This window comes from Pseudomonas sp. DCB_AW, assembly GCF_026240895.1.
Lineage (GTDB): Bacteria > Pseudomonadota > Gammaproteobacteria > Pseudomonadales > Pseudomonadaceae > Aquipseudomonas > Aquipseudomonas kermanshahensis.
Window position 1 is genome coordinate 1 of record NZ_JAPFCE010000186.1, and the last position, 443, is coordinate 443.

1 rRNA gene is annotated in these 443 nt (G+C 53.5%); it reads right to left on the reverse strand.

Features of this window, described 5'->3' with window-relative positions:
* Positions 1-443 (reverse strand): 16S ribosomal RNA (locus OO306_RS28190); the annotation flags it as partial.

The following is a 443-nucleotide window of genomic DNA, read 5'->3' on the forward strand; positions in this document are numbered from 1 at the left end:
TGGACTACCCGGGTATCTAATCCTGTTTGCTCCCCACGCTTTCGCACCTCAGCGTCAGTAATGGACCAGTGAGCCGCCTTCGCCACTGGTGTTCCTCCGAATATCTACGAATTTCACCTCTACACTCGGAATTCCACTCACCTCTTCCATACTCAAGATACCCAGTATCAAAGGCAGTTCCGCAGTTGAGCTGCGGGATTTCACCCCTGACTTAAATATCCGCCTACGTGCGCTTTACGCCCAGTAATTCCGAACAACGCTAGCCCCCTTCGTATTACCGCGGCTGCTGGCACGAAGTTAGCCGGGGCTTCTTCTCCGACTACCGTCATTATCTTCATCGGTGAAAGAGCTTTACAATCCTAAGACCTTCATCACTCACGCGGCATGGCTGGATCAGGCTTGCGCCCATTGTCCAATATTCCCCACTGCTGCGCCCCGTAGGC